Below are 18,795 nucleotides of genomic sequence, written 5' to 3'. Positions count from 1 at the left end.
GGCCTGAGGCCCTGACCGTGGGCCACGACGCGATCCGCCAGGGGTCACCCGGGGTGACCGACCGGATCGCGCCAGCTGCCGACCGCGCCGCCGCAGCGGGTGCTCGGCGTGGCGGCGGGCGCGCTCCTGGGGATCGCCGTGCTGAACGTGCAACGTGCTGAGCCCCTCGACGTCCAGGTCGCCGTGCTCGGACGGAACGGAGCGCCGACTTCACGCGATCCGGGGTGGACCGCGACGTCGAAGCCGGAACGCTCACCAGAGGAGGCTCCGCGCCGGCGCGCGCCGCGGAACACGTCGCGGAACTCCAGCGCACGGGCGTCCCCCAACGCTTCTGGTGAGGGCGTCGTGAGCCGGACATGATCAGAATCGATGTGATTCGGCCAACTGTCGAAGTCCCTGCCGATCATGGACGGGGCTCCAGGAGGATGTCGGCCAATGGACATGACCTCTCCGCAGGTGCAAGGCCCGCACGACGGGTACGGGCCCTTCGCGCATCTCACCGCACCCAACGTGCTGCTCTACCGCTCGGTGATGCGGGCCTTCCTCGTTGCCAAGGAGCGGTTCGCGGTGCATCTGCGGCCCGAGGACGTGTACGCGGCGTTGCCCGGCGGCGTGCGGCCCGGGGAGTTGGAAGGTGTCGTCGGCGCGCTGGACAAGCTGGTCGCGTGGGGGAACCTGCGGGCCGATCCGGACACCGGGCGGGTCACCGCCGTCGAGGACTTCTACCGGAAGCGCTTCATCTACCAGCTCACGCGGGAGGGCGAGGCGGCGGAGGAGGCCCTGTCCGCCTACGACGAGGCGCTCGGGCGGCGGGGCGCGCTCCAGGCCGTCGCGCTGCACGACATCGTCACCCAGCTGCGGGCCCTTCTCGTGCTCGCCGCCGAGGACGAACCGGATCCGGCCAAGACGCATCTCGCGCTCGACGGGCTCGCGAGTCGCTTCGGCGCGCTCGCCGACAACGCGCGGGCCTTCATGGGCTCCCTCCAGCGGACCATCGACCTCCACGACGTGGGGGAGGAGGTCTTCCTCGCCTACAAGGACCAGCTCATCCAGTACCTGGAGCGGTTCATCCAGGACCTGATCACCCTCGGCGGCCGCATCGCCCGGCTGATCCTGGAGCTGGAGGAGGGCGGGAGCATCGAGCGGTTGTTGCGTGCCGCAGCCGCCCGTGAGGCGGTGGACGCCACCCCGCAGGAGGCGGCGCACGCGGGGCAGGCCGCGTACGAGCGGTGGGCCGGAAGATGGGCGGGCCTCGCGGCGTGGTTCCTCAGCAGGGACGGCCGGGAGTCGCAGGCCCGGCTGCTGCGCGGCCGGGCACTGGGAGCGATCCCGCAGCTGCTGGCCGTCGTACGGTCGCTGAACGAGCGTCGGGCAGGGCGTTCGGACCGCTCCGCGGACTTCCGTACCCTCGCGCGCTGGTTCGCCGAAGCGCCCGACGACGACGCCCGGCACCGACTGTGGCGCACCGCCTTCGGCCTGTACCCTGCCCGGCACCTCACCGTGGACGCGGAGACACTGGCCGCCCGCAAGGCCCGCCCCGAGCCCGCTGGAACCGCGTGGGCCGATGCCGCGCCGCTGCGGATCAGCCCGCAGCTGCGCCGTACGGGAAGCTACGAGCGGCGCGGCAGACCCCGCAAAGTCGAGGACCGGCAGCAGGCGCGCCGGCTGCTCGCCGAGACGGCCGCCAAGCAGGCCGCCGAGACGGCCGCCGCCCGGGCCCGGCTCGTGACCCACGGCATCACCAGGCTGTCCGGACTCGGCGAGCTGGATCCCCTCAGCTTCCGGCTCTTCCTCCAGCTTCTCGGCGACGCACTGGCCACCTGGCGGCCCGGGATGACGCACACGGCCGCCACCAGTGGCGACGGCTCCATGGAGATCCGGCTGACCGCACCGACCGACGGGTCGACGGCCGAGGTCCGCACCCCGGACGGGAACTTCCGGGGCCCGGACCACACCATCGAGATCGTCGACCTCACCGAAGGAAGGGGCGGGGCGTGATGACGACACCGCTCGCCGAAGTACTCGAAGGGCAGCACGCCGCCGAGCGGCGCAAGGCCGCCCGTGCCCTGCTGAAGCAGCCGCTGCTGCTCGCCCACGGCGCGTACGCCGACGAGTTCCGCCTCGTCCGGCGACACGCCTCCGAGCTGCGCGAGTGGTTCGACCGGAACACCGGCTGGTCCCTCCAGGTCGACGCCGAGACCGCCCGGCTGGGCAAGATCCCCGGCGTGCCGGGCGATACCACGCACCCGGCGCGCGAGGTCACCCGCAACGCAGTCCCCTTCAGCCGCCGTCGGTACGTCCTGCTCTGCCTCGCCCTGGCCGCCCTCGAACGCGGCGAGGCGCAGATTGCGCTGGGCCGGCTGGCCGGCCAGATCGTGCTGGACGCCAAGGACCCCCACCTGGCCGCGGCGGGCATCCAGTTCACCCTGGACCGCCGTGACGAGCGGCTCGACCTGGCCGCCGTCGTACGGCTCCTGCTCCACCTCGGAGTCCTGCGGCGCGTCGCCGGCGACGAGGACGCGTACGTCAGCGGAGCAGGCGACGTCCTGTACGACGTCGAACGGCGGGTGCTCGCGGGGCTGCTCGCCACCCGCCGGGGCCCCTCCACCGTCCGGGCCGAAACGCTGGAGGACCGGATCGCCGAGCTCGCCGCCGAGACCGCCCTCGACAGCGACGAGCTGCGCTTCCGTGCCATGCGCCGCTCGCTGACCCGGAGGCTGCTCGACGACCCCGTCCTCTACTACGACGAGCTGACCGACGCCGAACTCGGCTACCTCACGCGCCAGCGCGGCTTCCTCACCGCCCGCATCAACGAACTGACCGGGCTGGTCGCCGAAGTGCGCGCCGAAGGCATCGCCATGGTCGACCCCGAGGACGACCTCACCGACGTCCGCATGCCCGAATCAGGCACCCGGGGCCACGTCACCCTCCTGCTCGCCGAGTACCTCACGGCGGTCGGAGGCCTCGTTGTACCCATGGCCGACCTGGAGCGCCGCGTCGCCGAACTGGCCTCCGAGCACAGCGGATTCTGGTCCAAGTCGGCGCAGGAACCCGGGGCCGAGAGTGACCTGGCCGCGCAGGCCGTCGCCCGGCTGGCCGCCCTCGGCCTGGTCGCCCGCACGGCCGACGGGGTCGTGCCCCGCCCGGCGCTCGCCCGCTACGCGGTCGGCGAGACCGTCGTACTCGAACCCCGTACAACCGGCACCGCGCAGGTGCCGACGCAGCGAAAGGCGTACCTGCCTTGACCCCCCGTCCCGCGCTCCCCACCCCGGCGCGCCCCCGCTGGCAGCCGCTGCGGATCGGTCTCGTCGACCTCTTCCACTACGACGTGGAGGAGTTCCACTTCCGCGACGGCCGGCTGCTGCTCCGGGGGAACAACGGAACCGGCAAGTCCAAGGTGCTGGCCCTGACCCTGCCCTTCCTGCTCGACGGGGACCTCGGCGCCCGCCGGGTCGAACCGGACGGCGACGCCGGCAAGCGGATGGAGTGGAACCTCCTGCTCGGCGGCGAGCACCCGCACTCCGAACGCCTCGGCTACACCTGGGTGGAGTTCGGCCGCCGGGACGAGGTGAGCGGCGAGGAGCAGTTCCGTACCCTCCTGTGCGGGCTCAAGGCCGTCACCGGACGCGGCATCGCCCGGCACTGGTGGGCGGTGACCGGCCAGCGGATCGACCACGGTCCCGCCGGAGCGCGCGCGGACGGGGCGCTGAGCCTGCTCGACGCCACCGGCACCGTCCTGTCACGGGACCGGCTCATCGAAGCCATCGACGGACGGGGGATGGTCTACGACCAGGCCAAGGCCTACCGCCGGGCCGTCGACGAAGCCCTGTTCGGCCTCGGGGAACAGCGCTACGCGGCCCTCGTGGACCTGCTCATCCAACTGCGCCAGCCGCAGTTGTCCAAGCGTCCCAACGAGGTCGCCCTCTCCCGTGCCCTCACCGAGGCCCTCCCGCCGATGGACCAGGCCGTCGTCGCGGACGTGGCCGAGGCCTTCCGCTCCCTGGACGAGGAGAAGGAGGAGCTGCTGGCGGCGGGGGCCGCCGAGAAGGCCGCCTCCACGTTCCTGGACCACTACCGGCGCTACGCCCGCGCCGCCTCCCGTCGTCGCGCCCGCCTCCCGCGCAGTGAGCACTCGAAGTACGAACAGCTGCTGCGCGATCTCGCCGAGGCGCAGGCCGAGAAGACCGCGGCGGAGGAGGACCGGACGGCGGCGGAGGAGCGCGTCGCCGCACTGACCGGGACCCGGGCGCGGCTGGAGGCGGCCGACGCGGCCCTGCGCGAAGGACCGGAGATGCGCAGCGCCCGCGAACTGGAACGGACCGCAAAGGCGTTGGAGCGAGCAGAGGACGACTTCAACCGCGCGCACGACGACCGGGAGAAGGCGTCCCTGCAGCACACCAAGGCGCTCGGCCGCCTCGGCGCCGCGGAGAACCGGCTCAGGTCCGCCGAGGAGCTGGCCGGGGACACGCTGCTCCGTGCCGGGGAAGTGGCGGCGGCAGCCGGGATGGGCCTCCCCGGGGACGAAGGGCAGGCGGCCGGCGACCTGCGGGCCGCAGTAGCCGAAGCGACCGACCGCAGACGCCGCACCCTTACGCATGTCGAGGCGCTCGCCGACCAGGCCGACGAGGCAGCGGCCGGGCGCCGGACTGCCGTACTCCGGCTCGACGAGACGGAGACCGAGCTGGCGCGTGCCGCCGAGGCGCTGGACGCGGCCGAGGATACGGAGCGGGCTGCCGGACGGTCTCTGGTCGACGCCGTACGCGAGCACGCGGCCCGGTGCGGGGAACTGGCGTACGCCGACGCGTCCGGACTCCTGGACGAGCTCCAGGAGTGGACCCGTCACCAGGACGGCCCGTACCCGGCACGCCTCCGCGCGGCGGAGGCGCACAGCGCCACCGCCGCGTTGCTCGCCGATCACGCCGCGCAGGCAGCGCAGCACCGGGCCGGCCTGGCCGCCCGGACCCGCGACGCGGAACAGGAACTCGCCGGGCTGGAGTGCGGTGGTCGGCGCGGGCCGCAGGCCCCCTACACCCGGACCCCCGGCCTGCGGGACCAGGCGCTCGGTGCACCACTGTGGAGGCTGATCGACTTCCGGGACGAGGTCACGGAACAGGACCGTGCCGGGCTGGAGGCAGCCCTGGAGGGGGCCGGGCTGCTGGACGCGTGGGTGCGCCCCGACGGAGCGGCCCTCGCCGCAGACGGTCACGACGTGCTCCTCGCCCCGAGCACCGGACCGGTGGCGGGGGAGTCGCTCGCCGGCGTACTGCGCCCGGCCGTCGACCACGGCGACGCCCGTGCCGCACAGGTCGGCGTGGAGGCGGTGACCCGGCTGCTGGAGGCGATCGGCCTCGGCGACACCTCCGCGGAGGCGGCCGGGACGTGGGTCGCGCCGGACGGACGCCACCGCGTCGGAGTCCTCACCGGCCGCTGGGCCAAACCCGCCGCCGAGTACATCGGAGAGGGCGCCCGGGAAGCCGCGAGGCGGGTCCGGATCACCGCCCTGCGGGCGGAACTCGCGCTGCTGGGGCAGGCGTCCGCCGAAGCCGACGCGCAGGCGCGGGCTCTGGCGACGCGTCGGCGTACGCTCGACAGCGAGCTGGCCGCCGTGCCCGACGAAGCCCCCCTGATCCGGGCGCACGCCGACACCGCGGCTGCTGCCGACACCGTGCGCCGGGCCCGGAACCGGCGCGACGAGCGGGCCGCCGAGGCCACGGCCGCAGCCGAGCGGGCCGAATCAGCCACCGCCGGGCTGCGGGAGACCGCAGCCGATCTGGGGCTGCCCCCGGACCGGCCGGCGCTGGCCGCCGTACGGCAGGCCCTCGCCGAACTCGACGTCGTCCTGGCCGGACTCTGGCCCGCACTCCGTGAGCGGAGCGAGGCTTCCCGGCAGGTGGACGACGAACGCGAAGAGGCGGTCCGGGCAGGGGAGCGGACTGCTGAACTCGCGGCGCGGGCGGAGGAGGCCGCCCGTGAGGTGGCGGCCTCGGACGAGCGGCTGACCACGCTGCGTTCGACCGTCGGGGCCGCCGTGGCGGAGCTGGAGCGGCTGCTCGCGGAGACCGCGGAAGCCCTGCGCGGCTGCGTGGCCGACCGGCGGCGCGCCCAGGAGCAGCACACGGAGGCGGACCGGCGGGCCAGCCGGGCGGAGGGCGCGATCGCTCAGCTGGAGAAGGCCGTCACCGAAGCCGCCGCGGCGCGCTCCGAGGCCATCGCCGCGCTCCAGCGCTTCACCGCCACCGGACTGATCGCCGTCGCACTTCCCGATCTCGCCGTGCCGGCCGCGGACGACGGCCCGTGGGTGCCGACCCCGGCCATCGCCCTGGCCCGTGCCATCGAATCGGAGCTGTCGGCGACCGACGACTCGGACGGCGCATGGGAACGTGTCCAGCGGCGGCTGAGCGAGGAGTTCAAGACCCTCCAGGACGCCCTCTCGCGGCACGGCAACACCGCCTCGGCCCGCATGGTCGAGGACGGGATGATCGTCGACATCGTCTACCAGGGGCGTGAACGAGCCGTACCCGAACTCGCAGAGGCACTGGCCGTCGAGGTCGGCGAACTCACCCGCATCCTCTCCGCACACGAGCGCGAGATCCTCGAAACCCACCTCGTCACCGAGGTGGCCGGCACCCTCCAGGAGCTGATCGCGGCCGCCGAGCGGCAGGTGCTCGCCATGAACGCGGAGCTGGACGGCAGGCCCACTTCCACCGGTATGAGGCTGCGCCTGGTGTGGCGGCCTTCCCGCAAGGCCCCGGCCGGCCTGGCCCAGGCCCGTGGCCGCCTGCTCCAGACCGCCGATGCCTGGACAGCGGAGGACCGGGCCGCGGTCGGTGAGTTCCTGCAGACGCAGATCGCCCGCCAGCAGACCGAGGACGCGGCGGGCAGCTGGCTGGAGCACCTGACCGCCGCCCTCGACTACCGTTCCTGGCACGAGTTCGCCGTCGAGCGCCAGCAGCACGGCCGCTGGGTAGCCGCCACGGGACCCGCCTCCGGAGGTGAACGCGTCCTGGCCGTGTCCGTTCCCCTGTTCGCGGCCGCCTCCTCGCACTACGCGAGTGCGGGCAGCCCGTACGCTCCACGTCTGGTGACCCTGGACGAGGCGTTCGCCGGTGTGGACGACGACTCGCGTGCCAAGTGCCTCGGACTCCTGCACGCCTTCGATCTGGACGTGGTCATGACCAGCGAACGGGAATGGGCCTGCTATCCGCAGGTGCCGGGCATCGCCATCGCCCAGCTCGCCCGCGTCGACGAGGTGCCCGCCGTCCTGGTCACCCGATGGGAGTGGGACGGTACGGCCCGCACCCGCCGCGAGGACCCGGTACGTCCGGCGGATCCGGAGCCCCTGTGGGCGTGAGCGGTCCACCGGTGGACGAAGCGCGCCTGCGCCGGTTGCTCGGCGGCGCCGACCTGGCCTGGCTGGTGGAGCGGGCACGCCGGCGGCTGGAACGCGGGCAGCCACTCACCGGGGCGGTCTCGCTGGCAGCGGCGAGCCCGGCCCAGCGGGCAGCGGCCGAGCGCTTGCTGGGCCGGGCACCCGGTCCCGGCAGGGCGCTGACGGTCCGGCTCGATGCCGTGGACGCCGTGCTGGTCAGATCGGGCATCAGCCCCGAAGGCCTGGAGGCGGCGCTGACGGTGCTCACCGGTCCGCTCGTTCCTCTCCACGAGGTCCGCCGGAGCGAGGAACAGGCGTGGAGGGCGGCGTACGAACCTCTCGCTGCGCTGGCCGCCGACCGTCCCGCGTACGCCGCTTGGGTCGTGCGCGTGCGTGACGACGGGCTCGTGCGCCGTCTCGCCGGTACTCCCGCCGCCGCCCGTCCGCTGTTGGAGCAGACCGCCCGTGTGCTGCGGGAACTGCCCGTCGAACCAGCGCGGTCGCTTGCAGTGTTCGCCGCGGGCATTCTGGGCAGTGCCCACGCACTCGACGACGGCACACCGGTGGCCACCCTCGTCCTCTCCGGCGGCCGCGCTCTCACCGGCCACTCCGAGGGAGCGGGAGCGGCCTGGCGGCGGGCCGCATGGGCTTCGGTCGGCCTGCTCCGGGACGACGTGTCCTCCACGGTGCTCACCCTCAACCTCCGCGGGACCGCGCCCCTGGACTGGATGGCCGACGCGGGCGAGCCGTGCGTACTCACCCTCCGGCAGCTCGCCCGCCGTCCGTTGCGGACGGCGCCGCCCGTGGTCCACATCTGTGAGAATCCCGCGGTCCTCTCGGCCGCGGCCGACCACCACGGACCGTACGCCCGACCGCTGGTCTGCATCCAGGGCCAGCCGTCCGCTGCCGCGCTGACCCTTCTCGCCCGTCTGCATGAGCTCGGTGCCGCTTTCCGCTACCACGGCGACTTCGACTGGGGCGGACTGCGCATCGCCACGACGCTGTCGGGGCACGTGCCCTGGCGGCCCTGGCGCTACACGGCCGCCGATTACCGTGCGGCGGTAGCAACTGCTGGACCTGATCTGCGGTCGTTGGAGGGGAAACCGGCGCTGTCGCCATGGGACCCGGACCTGGCACACGCTCTTGCCGAGCACGCCCTGCGCGTCGAGGAGGAGGCGGTACTGGACGTGTTGCTGGCGGACCTCGCAGGGTGAGTCGGCCCGACACGTTCGGTTCCACGACTCGAACCGGAGCGGTGCTCGTCCTGCGCAGCGGCCGCCACGTGAACGTCCATGGCATCGGCGAGGCGAAGGCCATAGCCCTGGACGTCTGGCGCAAGCACGTGGTCGCCTCGGCCGTGGCCCGGCAGCCCGCTGCCCTCAGCCCTTCGGAACGGCAGCCGATCGAGCAGGGCATCGCCCGTCGGCGTGCTCAGCTCGCCGACCAGCGCTCTACGCCGGCCGGTGAACCTGCGCCGGGCGGGGCTCTGATGGCGGGTCCGCGGCCGGGGGTGCCGTCAACCCGGTGGGCCTTCGGGGGCTCCTCGGACTGGTGAGCGGCCGGATCGGGTTCGTGGCGGAGGGGGCGGCGGGCTCGGGTGGCCGGTACCGGGCGGTGGGAGGCCGGTGGGGTGTGTCGGCCGCGTGAAATCCGGGGGCGCGGGTGTCGCCGGTGCGCGGTACCGGCGCTTGGATGGGTACGAAGAGCGCCACTTCGAGCTTGACGGGATCGGGGGCGGTCCCGTCGTGGCGGCGTGGATCCAGGCCAGCTCGGAGGGGGCTGGGGGGTGGCGCCGGGGTGGCCGTGCGGAGGCGTGAACAGGACCCTCCCGTTCCCTGGCTTTGGCCGGATGTAGACCTCGTGGCATCCGCTCGCGCGACGGTAGTGTTCCGATCGATTCCGGCCAATCGTGAGGTGATCGATCAGCTTTCGGTCATGGTGTCCCGGCAGCCGCACAGCTTGTGCCGCGACCCTTTTCTGTCAGCGGCAGACAGGTAGGGTGAGCCCGCTGCCGGGCCCGGTGGCAACGGGGGGAGACACAGTTGGGCGAGCCACTCAGATTCGGAATTCTCGGACCACTCATGGTGACCGCAGGGGAACGGGCGGTTCAGGTCGGGGGTGCCCGGCAACGTACGATTCTGGCCCTTCTGCTCCTGAGTCCGGGGCGAATCGTTCCGGTTGACACCCTCGTGGACGTGGTCTGGAACGGTCGCCCGCCAGCCACCGCGCGCACCCAGGTCGCGATCGTGATCGCGGCCCTGCGCAAGGCCATCAAGAGCGAGGGAGTGGCCGAGGAGGTCATCGCCACCGCCCACCCCGGCTACCTGCTGCGCCCCGACGGGCACGTGCTCGACACCGTCACCTTCAGCGGGCTCGTCACCGAGGCGGAGGAGGCCGTTCGTACGCACCGCCCCGCGGACGCGGCGCGCTGTTACGCCGAGGCGCTCGCGCTCTGGCGCGGGCCGGCGCTCGCCGGGGTCACCGGGCAGCTCGTCGAGGACGAGGCGGCCCGCTGGGAAGAAGTCCGCATCAACGCCTACGAGGCGATGACGAGCGTGCAGCTGGAGCTGGGCCGGCACCAGCTGCTGCTGCCCGAACTGGCCGCCTCCGTAAGGGAACACCCGCTCCGCGAGCGCACCCGGTACCACCTGATCCTGGCCCAGTACCGCTCGGGGCGGCGGGCCGAGGCGATGGAGAGCTTCCGGGAGGCGCGGCGCCAGTTCATCGACGAGCTCGGCATGGACCCGGGCCCCGAACTCCAGGAGCTGCACGACGCGATCCTGCGGGACGACCCGTCCCTCGCGTACGAGGCCCCGAGTGCCCCGGTCGACGCGGCGGCGGAGGCCTTGGAGCCGCGCGGGCGCGTCGTGCCCTCGGAACTGCCGCCCGACGTACCCGGGTTCGCGGGCCGAGGCGAGGAATTCACCGCGCTCGACACCCTGGTGGACGGTCAGGGGGAGGGCGGCCGGGCATCCACCGTCGGGCTGATCACCGGCGTCGCGGGGGTGGGCAAGACCGGTCTCGCGGTCCGCTGGGCGCACCGTGTTACCGAACAGTACCCGGACGGGCGGCTCTTCGCCGACCTCCGCGGCTATGACGAGCACCACGCCCCGACCACCGCCGGGGACATACTCAGCCGCTTCCTGCGCTCGCTCGGCGTGGACAGCGACGACGTGCCCAACGGCCTGGAGGACCGCATCGCGCTGTACCGCAGCGTGCTCGCGGAGCGCAGGGTGCTGATCGTGCTGGACAACGTACGCACCTTCGCGCAGATCCGGCCCCTGCTGCCGGGCAGCGGCGGCTGTACCGTGCTCGTCACCAGCCGCGAGCAGCTGGAGCAGCTGGTGACCTGGCCGCAGCGGGGCCGGGTACACCTCGGCGTGCTGCCCGGGGCGGACGCGGTCGAGCTGCTCGGGCGGATCGTCGGGGAGGCCCGGATACAGGCCGCTCCCGAGGACTCGGCCCGCCTGGCCGAGCTGTGCGACCGGCTGCCGCTGGCGCTGCGCATCGCGGCGGCCCGGCTGGCGTCGAAGCCGCACTGGACGGTGCGCCACCTGGTGACCCGGCTCAGCGACGGGCGGCGCCGGCTGGACGAGCTCAGCCAGGGCGAGTCCCAGGTCCGGGCCAGCTTCGAGCTGAGCTACCGCTACCTGCACAAGGACGCGGCCCGGCTCTACCGGCTCCTCGGGCTGCTCGGCGTACCCGACTTCACCACGTGGGTGGGTGCCGCGCTGCTGGACGGGGACGTCATGGACGCGGAGCGGCTGATAGAGCACCTGGTGGACGCGCAGTTCCTGGAGGTCGTCGGCGTCGACGCCACCGGCCAGCTGCGCTACCGCTTCCAGAACCTGATGCGGCTGTACGCGGAGGAGCTGGCCCGGGAGGAGGAGAGCGAGGAGGAGCGGCACGCGGCCTGCGAGCGGGTGTTCCGGACGTGTCTGACCATCGCCGAGCAGGGGCACCAGCGGGAAAGGGGCAGCGGGGGCATCGCGGACTGCGGCGCACCGCGTCGGGAGATCGACACCGTGCTGCTGGAAGAGCTGCTGGTGGCCCCGCTGGAGTGGTTCGAGGCCGAACGGCTCTCGCTGGTCGCCGTCGTGGCGCAGGCGGCCGAGCTGGGCATGGACGAGCTGGCCTGGGGTCTGGTATCGGCCATGGAAGTGCTCTTCGAGGCGCGCAATTACCTGGAGGACTGGCGTCGTTGCAGCGAACTCGCCCTCGACGCGGCGCGCGGTGCGGGCAACCTGCGCGGACAGGCGGCCATGGAGCGCAAGCTCGGCCTGGTCGAGCTGCGGCTGCGCAGGCTGGCCGAGTCGATCGCGCGGCAGGAGACCGCCCTCGCGCTCTACACGGAGGCCGGGGACTCGCTCGGGCGGGCGCTGGTGCTGAGCGGCCTCGCGTTCATCGACCGGATCAGGGGTGAGCTGGAGCAGGGCATGGAGCGGCTGCGGGAGGCACTGCCCGTGTTCCGGGAGGCGGGCGACCGGTACTCCGAGGCGTACGCGCTCCAGAACATGGCCCAGTTCGCCCTCGACCAGGGGCGGCCGGAGGCCGCTGTCGAGCTCAGTCGGGAGGCGCTGCGCGTGTGCGAGAGCAGCAAGGGTGACCAGCACGGCCTCGCGCTGGCCACGCACCGTCTCGCCAGCGCGCACCTGGCACTGGGGCAGCTGGAGGAGGCCGAGGGGGAATTCGCCCGGGTCGTCGAGATCGTGAACGGGAGGTCCGACCTGCTCGGCCTCGCGCACGCTCTCCTGGGGCTGGCGGAGACCCGGCTCCAGGCCGGTGCCTCCGAGGCGGCGGAGCGGACCTTCCTGGAGGCCCTGGACGCGGCCCGGCGGACCCGGAGCCCGATGATCGAAGGCCAGATCAGGCTCGCGCTGGGGCGTGCGTACGGCGAGAGAGGGGACGGCGACGCGGGCCGGGCGCACCTCATCGAGTCGCTCGCCATCTTCCAGCGCATCGGGTCCCCGCCCTGGGAGGGGAAGGCGGCCGCCGCGCTGGACCGGCTACGGGAGGTGTCTCAGGAGGGCGTAACCGGTCAATAACCCGGCGATAAAGCGGCTCCCTAGCGTCATCGCAGACGAGAAAACTGCCAAGCTGTGGAGTCTGCGATGTCACGTACGACCGGCGCGCCCTCTTTCGCCGTGATCCCCGGCGCCCAGGTTCACGAAGTCCTGGACGGCCGTGCGCCCGAGGTGGTCGGATTGATCGAATCCGCCTATCGGGTGCACGGCGAGGGCGGGACGGTCAATCCACCGTCCTATTTCCTGCGCTTTCCCGACCGGCCGACCTCGCGGATCATCGCGCTGCCGGCGTCGATCGGGGGTGCGGCCCCGGTCGACGGGGTGAAGTGGATTTCCAGCTTCCCCGAAAATGTGGCGGCCGGAATTCCGCGCGCCTCCGCCGTGCTGATCCTCAATGACCCCGGGACCGGATATCCGCTCGCCTGCCTGGAATCCTCGATCATCAGCGCGGCCCGCACCGCCGCCTCCGCCGCGCTGGCGGCGGACCGGCTCAGCCCGGCGGGGCGCCGGCCGCGCCGGATCGGCTTCTTCGGCGTCGGCCTGATCGCCCGCTTCATCCACCAGTACCTGGCGGGCACCGGCTGGGAGTTCGACGAGATCGGCGTGCACGACCTCTCCGCCGAACACGCCGGCGGCTTCGCCGACTACCTCACCCGCTCCGGGGAGCAGGGCCCGGTCACCGTCCACGACAGCGCCGAGAAGCTGATCCGCGGCAGCGACCTGGTCGTCTTCGCGACCGTCGCCGGCACCCCGCACGTCACCGAGCCGGACTGGTTCGGCCACAACCCGCTGGTCCTGCACGTCTCGCTGCGCGACCTGTCGCCCGAGGTGATCCTCTCCGGCTTCAACGTCGTCGACGACGTCGAGCACTGCCTGAAGGCCGACACCTCCCCCCACCTGGCCGAACAGCTCACCGGCAGCCGCGACTTCGTCGACGGGACGCTGTACGACGTGCTCTCCGGGCAGCTGTCCGTGCCCGAGGACAAGCCCGTCTTCTTCTCACCCTTCGGCCTGGGCGTCCTCGACCTCGCGGTCGGCCGGCACGTCTACGACACCCTGCGCGAACGGGGCGACCTCGCGGTCGTCGAGGACTTCTTCCACGAAATGCGCCGCTACGGCTGAGATCCGCCCCGCCGCACACCCCTCACGCGCCGTCCGCCCGGCGCGGACCGGCCGCTCCGAACGGCCCCGAGCCATCCGAGGAAAGTGATTCAGTGACCACACTGCTCGACACCGCCACTCGGGCGCCGGCCGCACACGCCCGGCGCCCCCTCCCCGTCCGGATCGAGGAGACCGTCCTCGACCCGCACCCCCCGATCGAGCTGTACGAGGCCCTGCGGGCGCGGTTCGGGGAGGACGTCTTCCTCCTGGAGTCCCTGGAGAGCCCCGAGTTCGACGGGAACTCCGCCGTCGTCGGCTTCGGCCGCCTCGCCGAGCTGCGCATCCGCGCCGGGCGGATCTCCGCCGCGGGCGTGGCGCCCGTACTGGCCGAGCTGTCCCGGGTCGCCGACGGGCTGGGGCTGGCCGCCGGCCCCGGGGGCGACCGGATCTTCGAACGCCCCGGGCAGGTCTGGGATGTGCTGAGGGCCGTCCAGGCCCGCTTCGACGTCGACAGCAGCCGCCCCGACTACGCCTTCGGCTTCCTCGCCGCCATCGGCTACGGCGCCGCCTGGTACATGGAGGAGCTGCCCGTCCGGGAGCACGCGGACGAGGGGGCCCCCGACCTGGTCCTGACCCTGTTCCAGGACACCGTCTGGTACGACCTGGACGCCGGCACGGCCGTCCGGCTGGCGGCCCGCAGCGAGGCCTTCGGCCCCGACGGGGGGCCCGCCGCCCGTACCGACCTGGCCGGCATCGTCGAGCGGCTCACCGCCGGGATGACCGAGCCCGCCGGCCGTCTCCCGGCCGCCCCCGCCCCGCGCGCCGTCCGCGACAGCACCGACGAGGAGGCATTCCGCGCCAACGTCGAGCGCTGCCTGCGGCACATCGGCGTCGGCGACATCTACCAGATCCAGATCGGCCACCGCATCGAGGTCGACACCGACCTCACCCCGCTCGACGTCTACCGGCGGCTGCGCGGACGCAACCCGTCCCCGTACATGTACCTCGTCCCGCGCGACGGGTCCACGCTGATCGGCGCCAGCCCCGAGGTGCTCTTCCGCACCGAGGGCGACCGCATCGTGATGCGCCCCATCGCCGGCACCACCCCCCGCAGCGGCGACCCCGCCGTGGACGGGCCGCGCGTCGAGGCCCTGCTCGCCAGCGAGAAGGAGCAGGCCGAGCACGTGATGCTGGTCGACCTGTGCCGCAACGACATCGGCCGGGTCTGCCTGCCCACCACCCTCGACGCCCCCCAGCTGATGACGGTCGAGACCTTCAGCCACGTCTTCCACCTGGTCTCCACCGTCGAGGGCAGCCTCGCCCCCGGCGAGGACACCTGGTCCTCGCTGGCCGCGACCTTCCCCGCCGGGACGGTCACCGGCGCCCCCAAGATCCGCGCCATGGAGATCATCTCCGAACTGGAGAGCGAACCCCGCGACATGTACGCCGGTGCCGTCGGCCTGGTCGACCTGCGCGGCTGGTCCCGCCTGGCCCTGTGCATCCGCACCGTCACCCACGACGGCACGGCCTACTCCACCCAGAGCTGCGCCGGCATCGTCGCCGACTCCTCGCCCGCCGCGGAGTGGCGCGAGACCCTGCACAAGATGGGAGCGGCCTACTGGGCGCTCACCGGTGAGGAGCTGCTCCCGTGAAGGTCCTGCTCGTCGACGCCTACGACAGCTTCACCCACATCATCGACCAGTACCTGCGCACCCTCGGCGCCGACACCGAGGTCGTCCGCTCCCGTACCGAGAGCCCCGACGAGCTCGCCGCGCGGCTGCCGGACGCCGTGGTCCTGGGCCCCGGACCGGGTCACCCCGCCGAGTCGGGCCACGTCGAGCTGGTGCACCGGTTCGCCGGACGGGTCCCCCTGCTGGGCATCTGCCTCGGCCACCAGGCCATCGGCCTGGCCTACGGGGGCCGCGTACAGGTCGCCGACCGGCTCAAGCACGGCAAGACCAGCGAGGTCGCCCACGACGGGGCCGGGGTCTTCGCCGGGCTCGGCGAGACCATGACCGCGACCCGCTACCACTCCCTCATCGTCGCCGAACCCCTGCCGCAGGAGCTGCTCGCCACCGCGCACGCCGTCGACGACGGCTACGTGATGGGCCTGCGCCACCGCACCCTCGCGGTCGAAGGGGTGCAGTTCCATCCCGAGTCCATCACCACCGTCGGCGGCATGCCGCTGCTGCGGAACTTCCTCACCACCGCACGGACCCGGCCGGCCGGCACCCTCGCCGGGTGACGGAGGAGCATCGAAGGAGCGAACTCGTGGAGCACGTGGATTCCTGGCGGGCCCGGCCCGCAGCACAACAGCCCGAATGGCCCGACGCCGCCGCCCTGGAGGAGGTAAGGGCGCGACTGCGCGACACCGTCCCGCTCGTGGTCGCCGCCGAGTGCGAGCAGCTCAAGTACCGGCTCGGCGCCGTCGCCCGCGGCGAGGCCTTCCTGCTCCAGGGCGGGGACTGCGCCGAGACCTTCGCGGACGTCCGCGAGGACTCGGTGCGCCGCAAGGTGCAGACCCTGCTGCAGATGGCGCTCGTCCTCCAGTACGCCGCCTCCGTCCCGGTCGTCAAGATCGGCCGGATGGCGGGCCAGTACGCCAAGCCCCGCTCCAAGCCCACCGAGACCCGCGGCGGGCTGACCCTGCCGGCCTACCGGGGCGACGCCGTCAACGGCTTCCCCTTCGAGGCGGCCGAGCGCACCCCCGACCCGGACCGGCTGCTGCGGATGCACCAGGCCGCCTCCGGCACGCTGAACCTCGTACGGGCCTTCACCACCGGCGGCTACGCCGACCTGCGCCAGGCGCACGCCTGGAACCAGGACTTCGTGGCCCGCTCGCCCGTCGGCGAGCGCTACGCGGCGCTCGCCACCCAGATCGACCAGGCCCTCAACTTCATGCGCGCCTGCGGGGCCGACGAACGCATCCAGCACGCCGTGGAGTTCTACGTCAGCCACGAGGGCCTGCTCCTGGAGTACGAGGAACCGCTGGTCCGCGAGGACCCTGCGACCGGCCGGCGCTACGCGACCAGCGGGCACATGCTCTGGATCGGGGAGCGCACCCGGGACCTGGACGGCGCCCACGTGGAGTTCTTCTCGCAGATCGCCAACCCGGTCGCGGTCAAACTCGGGCCCGCCACCGACTCGGACACCGTGCTGCGGCTCATCGACCGGCTCGACCCCGAACGCGAGCCCGGCCGGCTCACGTTCGTCGTCCGGATGGGCGCCGGGCAGGTCCGCGACCGGCTGCCCGAGCTGGTGGAGAAGACGGCCGCGGAGGGCGCGCCGGTGGCCTGGGTGAGCGATCCCATGCACGGCAACACCTTCGAGGCGCCGTCGGGCCTCAAGACCCGCCGCTTCGACGACATCGTCGACGAGGTGAAGGGCTTCTTCGAGGTCCACCGCGAACTCGGGACGCATCCCGGGGGCGTGCACCTGGAATTCACCGGGGGCGACGTCACGGAATGCGTGGGCGGCGGTGAGGAAGTGAGCCTGGACGGACTGAGCGAGCGCTACGAGTCCACCTGCGACCCGCGCCTGAACCGCACCCAGTCGCTGGATCTCGCATTCCTGGTAGCCGAGATGTACCGGGAACGCTGAATTCCGGTTATCGGCGTTATCGCGGGTCGCCCACGAGGGTGCCCCGATGACGCCTCAAGCGGCCCGCGAGTGGTGGTCAAGAGGGGTCCCCGGACTTTGTCATCGCCCTGAGGGCCCCTCCTGACCTGCGCGTATATCGTCCTTATCGAAATGGCGCATCCCCCGAAGACGGAGCGATATCAGCTCGAAGCCGCTCCTTCCTAGTGTTCTTCTCACCGGAACAAAGCGAAGCTCAAGCGGAACTCAACGGGGGAGAAGAACCGAGATGCAGAACACGTGGCGCACCCAGGTCAAGCGCATCACCATCGCGATCATCGCGGCGGTGGCCGTCGCCGGCGGAGTGCAGATCGCCAACGAGGGCCCGGCCGGCACGAGCAGCGTGACCGCGGACAGCACCACCCCGCAGGCCCCGGGCACCGGCCCGACGCCGTCGCCGACCGCCTCCAAGGACATCGGCGAGTGGGGCTGAGCCGCCCCACCCCCAACAGCCACCGAGGGAGTACCAAGTGACCACCGCCAGACCAGAACCCGGCCGCGAAGCGCGCAGCTGGCCCGCCCTGCTGGAGACCCTGCTCGCCGGCCGTGACCTGGCCGCCGCCGACACGGCCTGGGCCATGGACCGGGTGATGAGCGGCGAGACCACCGACGCCCAGCTCGCCGGCTTCCTGGTCGCCCTGCGCGGCAAGGGGGAGACGGTCGGTGAACTGGAGGGCCTGGTACGGGCCATGCTGCACCACGCGGTTCCCCTCGACGTCCCCGGCGCCACGGTCGACGTGGTCGGCACGGGCGGCGACGGGGCCCGTACCGTCAACATCTCGACCATGTCCGCGATCGTCGCGGCCGGCGCGGGCGCCCGGGTCGTCAAGCACGGCAACCGGGCGTCGAGTTCGGCCTCGGGCTCCGCGGACGTGCTGGAGGCCCTGGGCGTGCGGCTGCGCCTGGAGCCGGCGCGGGTGGCCGCGCTCGTGGAGGAGGCGGGGATCACCTTCTGCTTCGCCCCGGACTTCCACCCGTCCATGCGGCACGCCGCCGCGGTCCGCAAGCAGCTGGGGATCCCGACCGTCTTCAACGCGCTCGGGCCGCTGACCAACCCGGCGCGTCCGACCGCCCAGGCGGTCGGCGTGGCGGACCCCCGGCTGCTCCCGCTGATCGCCGGGGTGCTGGCCCGCCGGGGCGGCAGCGCCCTGGTGTTCCGCGGGGACGACGGTCTCGACGAGCTCAGCGTCACCACCACCTCGACCGTGCTCAGCGTCGAGGGGGGAAGGGTCCGGGAGGAATCCTTCGACCCCCGCGACGCGGGCATCGCGCCCGCCCCGGTGGACGCGCTGCGCGGCGGGGACGCGGCGCACAACGCGGAGGTGGCCCGGCGGCTGTTCGCCGGCGGGGAGCGCGGCCCGGTGCGCGACGCGGTGCTGCTCTCGGCCGCCGCGGCGCTGGCCGCCGCCCAGCCGTCCCGGGGCCGCACGGTCACCGAGCGGCTGCGCGAGGGGGTCGCCGCGGCGGCGGCCTCCCTGGACTCGGGGGCCGCGGAGGCGGTCCTGGAGCGCTGGGCGCGGGCGGCGTCCGGACACGCCGGAGCTCCGCTCGCCGCCGCCGGGCGGTGAGCGGCAGGCACCGTACGGAACGCGGACGCGCCGCGGTGCGGCCGGGCCGGTCCCCGGGAGGGGGGACGGCGCGGCCGCACCGGCGGCGGTCAGGGGC

The 18,795-nt window shown here is 73.2% G+C and carries 12 protein-coding genes; all 12 read left to right on the top strand.

Annotated elements, in window-relative coordinates; all coding sequences use genetic code 11:
* Positions 1-441: 441 nt before the first annotated feature.
* The 12 genes from ACZ518_RS21830 to trpD all read left to right on the top strand — a co-directional run bounded on the left by ACZ518_RS21830 (position 442) and on the right by trpD (position 18,698).
* Positions 442-1,998 carry a TIGR02677 family protein gene (locus ACZ518_RS21830; RefSeq protein ID WP_469114790.1) on the top strand — a complete coding sequence of 519 codons (1,557 nt, stop codon included), beginning with the start codon at positions 442-444 and terminating at the stop codon, positions 1,996-1,998.
* Positions 1,998-3,245 carry a TIGR02678 family protein gene (locus ACZ518_RS21825; protein WP_469114789.1) on the top strand — a complete coding sequence of 416 codons (1,248 nt, stop codon included), beginning with the start codon at positions 1,998-2,000 and terminating at the stop codon, positions 3,243-3,245. The genes ACZ518_RS21830 and ACZ518_RS21825 overlap by 1 nt, the downstream gene beginning before the upstream one ends.
* On the top strand, positions 3,242-7,351 hold the full coding sequence (locus ACZ518_RS21820) for a TIGR02680 family protein (protein ID WP_469114658.1): 4,110 nt from the start codon (positions 3,242-3,244) through the stop codon (positions 7,349-7,351). Before ACZ518_RS21825 ends, ACZ518_RS21820 begins: the two co-directional genes overlap by 4 nt.
* Positions 7,348-8,583 carry a TIGR02679 family protein gene (locus tag ACZ518_RS21815; protein WP_469114657.1) on the top strand — a complete coding sequence of 412 codons (1,236 nt, stop codon included), beginning with the start codon at positions 7,348-7,350 and terminating at the stop codon, positions 8,581-8,583. The genes ACZ518_RS21820 and ACZ518_RS21815 overlap by 4 nt, the downstream gene beginning before the upstream one ends.
* Positions 8,580-8,924: a hypothetical protein gene (locus tag ACZ518_RS21810; protein ID WP_469114656.1), complete on the top strand. Its 345-nt coding sequence runs from the start codon at positions 8,580-8,582 to the stop codon at positions 8,922-8,924. Before ACZ518_RS21815 ends, ACZ518_RS21810 begins: the two co-directional genes overlap by 4 nt.
* A 526-nt stretch (positions 8,925-9,450) precedes the next feature.
* Complete coding sequence (locus tag ACZ518_RS21805; protein ID WP_469114655.1) at positions 9,451-12,414, top strand: AfsR/SARP family transcriptional regulator; 2,964 nt, start codon at positions 9,451-9,453, stop codon at positions 12,412-12,414.
* Between the two features lie 66 nt (positions 12,415-12,480).
* On the top strand, positions 12,481-13,515 hold the full coding sequence (sbnB, locus tag ACZ518_RS21800) for a 2,3-diaminopropionate biosynthesis protein SbnB (RefSeq protein WP_469114654.1): 1,035 nt from the start codon (positions 12,481-12,483) through the stop codon (positions 13,513-13,515).
* Positions 13,516-13,607: 92 nt separating this feature from the next.
* A complete protein-coding gene (locus tag ACZ518_RS21795; protein ID WP_469114653.1) occupies positions 13,608-15,146 on the top strand; it encodes an anthranilate synthase component I family protein in 1,539 nt (512 codons plus the stop codon).
* Entirely contained in the window at positions 15,143-15,739 is a 597-nt protein-coding gene (locus ACZ518_RS21790; RefSeq protein WP_469114652.1) for an anthranilate synthase component II, read from the top strand. The genes ACZ518_RS21795 and ACZ518_RS21790 overlap by 4 nt, the downstream gene beginning before the upstream one ends.
* A 26-nt stretch (positions 15,740-15,765) precedes the next feature.
* Entirely contained in the window at positions 15,766-17,094 is a 1,329-nt protein-coding gene (locus ACZ518_RS21785) for a class II 3-deoxy-7-phosphoheptulonate synthase (RefSeq protein WP_469114651.1), read from the top strand.
* 265 nt (positions 17,095-17,359) lie between these two features.
* On the top strand, positions 17,360-17,563 hold the full coding sequence (locus ACZ518_RS21780; RefSeq protein ID WP_469114650.1) for a hypothetical protein: 204 nt from the start codon (positions 17,360-17,362) through the stop codon (positions 17,561-17,563).
* Positions 17,564-17,600: 37 nt separating this feature from the next.
* Positions 17,601-18,698 carry an anthranilate phosphoribosyltransferase gene (trpD, locus tag ACZ518_RS21775; RefSeq protein ID WP_469114649.1) on the top strand — a complete coding sequence of 366 codons (1,098 nt, stop codon included), beginning with the start codon at positions 17,601-17,603 and terminating at the stop codon, positions 18,696-18,698.
* Positions 18,699-18,795: the final 97 nt, after the last annotated feature.

It is taken from the genome of Streptomyces sp. NPDC033966 (genome assembly GCF_055575955.1).
This window is presented reverse-complemented; position numbering and strand designations above follow the sequence as displayed.